Genomic DNA, 4138 nt, shown 5'->3' on the forward strand with positions numbered 1-4138 from the left:
TCATCGATAAAACCTCCTTTATTTTTTGTCCCCAGGAGGTTATAATAAAAACAAGGTTAACCTCCTAACGGGGGTTTGCTGTATGGCAGGAAGGGACTGTTTGGCGACGGGCCTTCCTGTTTCGCTTTTATTAAATTTTATTTGCATTAATAAAATCCTTTAATGCTTGTTCCTCTATGCGCCATACTTTGCCTAATTTACTTCCGGTTAGCTTTCCCTCCCTTAACCATTTCGTTATGGTCCTGATATTCACTCCAAGAACTAGCGCCGCCTCTTCGGGTGAATACAATTTTTCTATTGGTGCCATGTATTACCCCCTTTCTTATAGTCATTATTAATACAATAGTGTATTTATGTGTCACTGTCAATACTTATTTGTATTCTTCTATAATATTTTTAAAAAAGGGTGTCGGCATTATCGACATCCTTCTGCAAGGGCCTGAGTATTAATAATCCCCCTGAGCGGATTATAATTCCGGTCATGGTATCTTTGTTTCAATGCATCCCCGACGAGAAGAACGCTCCCACACAGGTTTTTTTTAGCTACCTGGAATAGTAATCAAAAATATTTTCCTGTGAATACCCGGTGTAAGAACTGACAAAGGTATCAATGTACCATTACCTTCCAGACTGTTACCTTTGACACTTCCTTACCTGTACGTGTGAGGGAAAAAAATAATCTTGTCACTATATCCGGATGTCAAACGCCAGGGCCTCCCCGCCTTGGTATTACTCACTTTTTCCAGGATGCTTCATACCAGACAATTATTTTCAGGGCCTCACAGGGCAACCTCGAAGGCCTTTCTTCCGGGAATACCCCTTCTTTTGCGGCCCTAAACCCCTTCACCCCTTTTTCAAGCGTGCGCCCTGACATACCGGCCCCGATTTTTTGAGCAAGACTGTCACGGGATTGACCTTTTTCCAGTTCAGGAACTATTTCCTTAACTGGCGTCTGTTCATATTGAGGTGCATTAAAATGGCCTTTGGCCTGTCTCTCCTTAGCCCGTTGCGCCTCAATTTCTCTCAACTTATACGCCTCAGTTAAGATTCGAGCCTTTGTTTTCTCCCTCTGTTGGTTATAGGCAATAAGCTTTTCCTGCTCATCAAGTTCGTCATGGAAGTCCCTGATTATTGCGTTTGTAGTTATAAACCCCAGGGCCAACATTGCTTTCCATCTACGATGACCAGATATGACCCTTGAATACACAATTCCGATAGGACAACGGCTTTTGCTTTACGGTATGTAGTTGGCTTCATATCTACAGCTTTAGCAGCAATGTCAGCTGATTCCTTAACATGTTTTACTTCCCCCAAACTTGGGGGAAGTTCCAAATCAGTTCTTTGCCCCTGTCGCATGTTACGCGCCTGTTCAATTATTTGCCCTAATTCCATTTTCTCACTTACAGTTAAATCCAGGCGGTGATCGTTTTGCAGCAGGCTTCCGGGGAGCTGCGCCCTGCTGGGCTGAAAATTTAGCTCAGTAAATTGTTCACTCACCTTAATTTTCAGGGCAGTAAATCTGCCGGCAGCTAACGAATTTTTTGCCCTTTTCGCTCTGCTGGGGAAATATTTCGCTAGCTGCGTTTTTCCAGGTGCAGTTTGGCCGTGAGCCTGCCTTTCTTTTGCCCGTTCAGGAAATATTTCCTTAACGGGAAAATTGTTATTGTTCTGTGATAAACCTTCAGGAAATATTTCCTTAAGGTTTCCCCCAAGTAAGCAAAATATTTCCCTAGTAAGGACTATTCATAAGCAGCCTGTTTTTGGATTTGTATACCTTAGTGAAATGATTTCGCTAAGGTCAGGTTTGACGTTAGTATATACTATCTCCTGTCTCACTTGTACCGCTTCAGGAACTATTTCCTTAAGCGATTTTCCAGTTGTGGAACTATTTCCACAACTGGAAAAGGTTAACCGCCACTCAAATGAAAATTTTTCGGTAAGCACCTTGTGGAACTATTTCCATAAGGTGAAAATAAAGACAAGCAATAAGTACGGGGGGGGGAAGCAACCCTCAGCTTAAGGAAATATTTCCCCAAGCTGAAAAGGGCAAACATTGATCAAAACCGCTTAGGGAAATAGTTCGCTAAGCGGTACAAAAGAGGTTGATACGTCGGCCCGTCCGGTCCCATGGCAGCGCCCGGCACCGGCTCCATAAATATTTCACGTAAAATAATTCCACAGATTTGCTGCCCTGGTCTTCAGTACAAAAAAATAACGGGGATTTTTCCCCGCTATTCATACCGGTGTGGAATCCGATCAGGCAGTCATTAACCGAAGGCTACCCTTGATAAATATTCCGGCACGTCCCGACAATATCCTCCAAAGGAGAAATATCATCTTTGAAGAAACGGTCATAATGCTCCAGGGGAGGAATCCGATCAGTCAAATTAAGATCTACATACCAGGCCAGCCGGATCCTGGGTGTTGTCTCAGCAGTTCAAAAGGGGACTATAGGCAAACGCATTGCCAGAAGAGCAGCCGGAAAAAGCAGTTGGCAGGTTGTTTGGTAAACCGTTTAAGTGATTCTGTAAGGATTATTTTTGTATTAAAAACTTACGGACTTTCTCCCAATACATTTCATATTTAGAGCGGGGTTTGTACTCAACTAGCTGACAATATTTCTTTAATGTTTTAGCGATGTTATTTACCGTCGGTGTAGGTTTCTGGTTAACAATTTTCATGGCAAGTCTATAAAGTTTATTATCCGGAGCTGTTACGATATAACCGTTTTGTTCCAAGAAAACGATAGTCGCCATTGTGGCTGTTCTTTTATTACCATCAATAAACGGATGGTTCATAATTAATGAACGCATCAAAACAGCTGCCTTTGAAAAAATATCAGGATAAAGGTCTTCCATGTTAAAAGTCTGTTTAGGTTCGCCTAATGCTGATGACAAAAAAGAGGGGTTTAAAATCCCTCTTTTTCTAAATTCCAATTTTTCATATTCATTTTCTTCGCTGGTTCTTTCTTCAAAATATGCATCGGCAATCACAAAGTGAATAACAAGGATTTCCCAATGCTCAAGATACTCAATTTCCTTAACGCTTGGACAGCTCCTTTAAATCTTTCTTAAAGCGCTCAGCAGTCTTTACAACTTTCTCAATGTATTGCTCAGATACATTCTTTTGCCAGTCTTTTTCTAACCCCAGTTCGCGGAGCTGATGAGGCGGCAACTCAATATTATGTATTTTTTTAACAAAATTGCTTGTCATATCGAAAGTCGCCTCCTTATCATTTTTCTGATTAATTCTATTATAGAGGGACAGCCACCTAATTGTAAAAGTCCATATTCGCCTAATGAATTCTTTCATGGTTCCCTTATCTTTCTTAATCGGTTTATTACTATTATTATGAACAATATTTAAAAATATTTTAATAAAAGTAACTTATATTTATATAAAAGGCCAAAGAATACTTCCGGCCAAGCGGGAAGCCCAGCCGGGTTCGTATAGGAAGGAGATATACTCCTGCCCTAGTCTCCATCCGCTTGTATCTCTTCCAGGATATTTCCGCACCGGTAGATATTCAGCCTTAAACGAGTGTAAAACGCATCATCATGTATTTTTTCCTCCCAGGTTTTTCGTCTAAATAGTTCCTCTTTTGCCTCTGGACGGTTGTAAACCTCCATGATCTGCGCCCTGGTACCCAAGGGTTTAAGCAGGTCAAAATAATCGCTTTCGGTTAGACCGGTTGGGCTGTCAGGGTAGCCCTGGAAACAAAGATGTGTGTATTCATGCACAATGACACAGAATAGGGCTATTTTTATATTTCTGACCTGCAGCCAGGAGGATAAGTCGTCAAACCACAAAACCCCATTTACGGCTTTGGCTTCAGCAAGTTTTTCCTTAAGGAGTTCAAGGTTCACAAATATAAAATTAGCGCCTCGTAATGTCTCCACCCACCCGAGGTACTGCTGGGCTTTATGTCTCTCACAAATAATGAGGTTGGCCGGAATCCGCAATTCGGTGCCGATGCGATCAAAGAGGATTTTTACGTATTCCTTGTTCATTTTTTCTCCTTCGCTCCGGGTACCCACACGCTGGGCTAAGATATCAGCCCAGCGTTAAAGGCACCTGGTTTATAGGGGGTTGGGGTTATATGATATCCGGCGATTTATAAAGTCCCCGGAAATCGATC

Annotated in this window: 5 protein-coding genes; all 5 read right to left on the reverse strand. The window is 41.9% G+C overall.

Going from position 1 to position 4138, the window contains the following annotated elements:
- Positions 1-130 precede the first annotated feature (130 nt).
- Positions 131-307, reverse strand: a complete 177-nt coding sequence (locus DEH07_00530; protein HBY03045.1) for a DNA-binding protein — start codon at positions 305-307, stop codon at positions 131-133.
- 426 nt (positions 308-733) lie between these two features.
- A complete protein-coding gene (locus DEH07_00535; protein ID HBY03046.1) occupies positions 734-1165 on the reverse strand; it encodes a hypothetical protein in 432 nt (143 codons plus the stop codon).
- Positions 1144-1497, reverse strand: a complete 354-nt coding sequence (locus DEH07_00540) for a hypothetical protein (GenBank protein ID HBY03047.1) — start codon at positions 1495-1497, stop codon at positions 1144-1146. Before DEH07_00540 ends, DEH07_00535 begins: the two co-directional genes overlap by 22 nt.
- Positions 1498-2534: 1037 nt before the next feature.
- Positions 2535-3035, reverse strand: a complete 501-nt coding sequence (locus DEH07_00545) for a hypothetical protein (protein HBY03048.1) — start codon at positions 3033-3035, stop codon at positions 2535-2537.
- Positions 3036-3473: 438 nt separating this feature from the next.
- A complete protein-coding gene (locus DEH07_00550) occupies positions 3474-4010 on the reverse strand; it encodes a hypothetical protein (protein HBY03049.1) in 537 nt (178 codons plus the stop codon).
- Positions 4011-4138 lie beyond the last annotated feature (128 nt).

The organism is Desulfotomaculum sp. (genome assembly GCA_003513005.1).
GTDB lineage: Bacteria > Bacillota > Desulfotomaculia > Desulfotomaculales > Nap2-2B > 46-80.

Excerpts from the sequence above, each read along its gene's own strand:
- DEH07_00530 (HBY03045.1), bottom strand. The coding sequence starts at position 307 with ATGGCACCAATAGAAAAATTGTATTCACCCGAAGAGGCGGCGCTAGTT.
- DEH07_00550 (HBY03049.1), bottom strand. The coding sequence starts at position 4,010 with ATGAACAAGGAATACGTAAAAATCCTCTTTGATCGCATCGGCACCGAA.
- DEH07_00535 (HBY03046.1), bottom strand. The coding sequence starts at position 1,165 with ATGTTGGCCCTGGGGTTTATAACTACAAACGCAATAATCAGGGACTTC.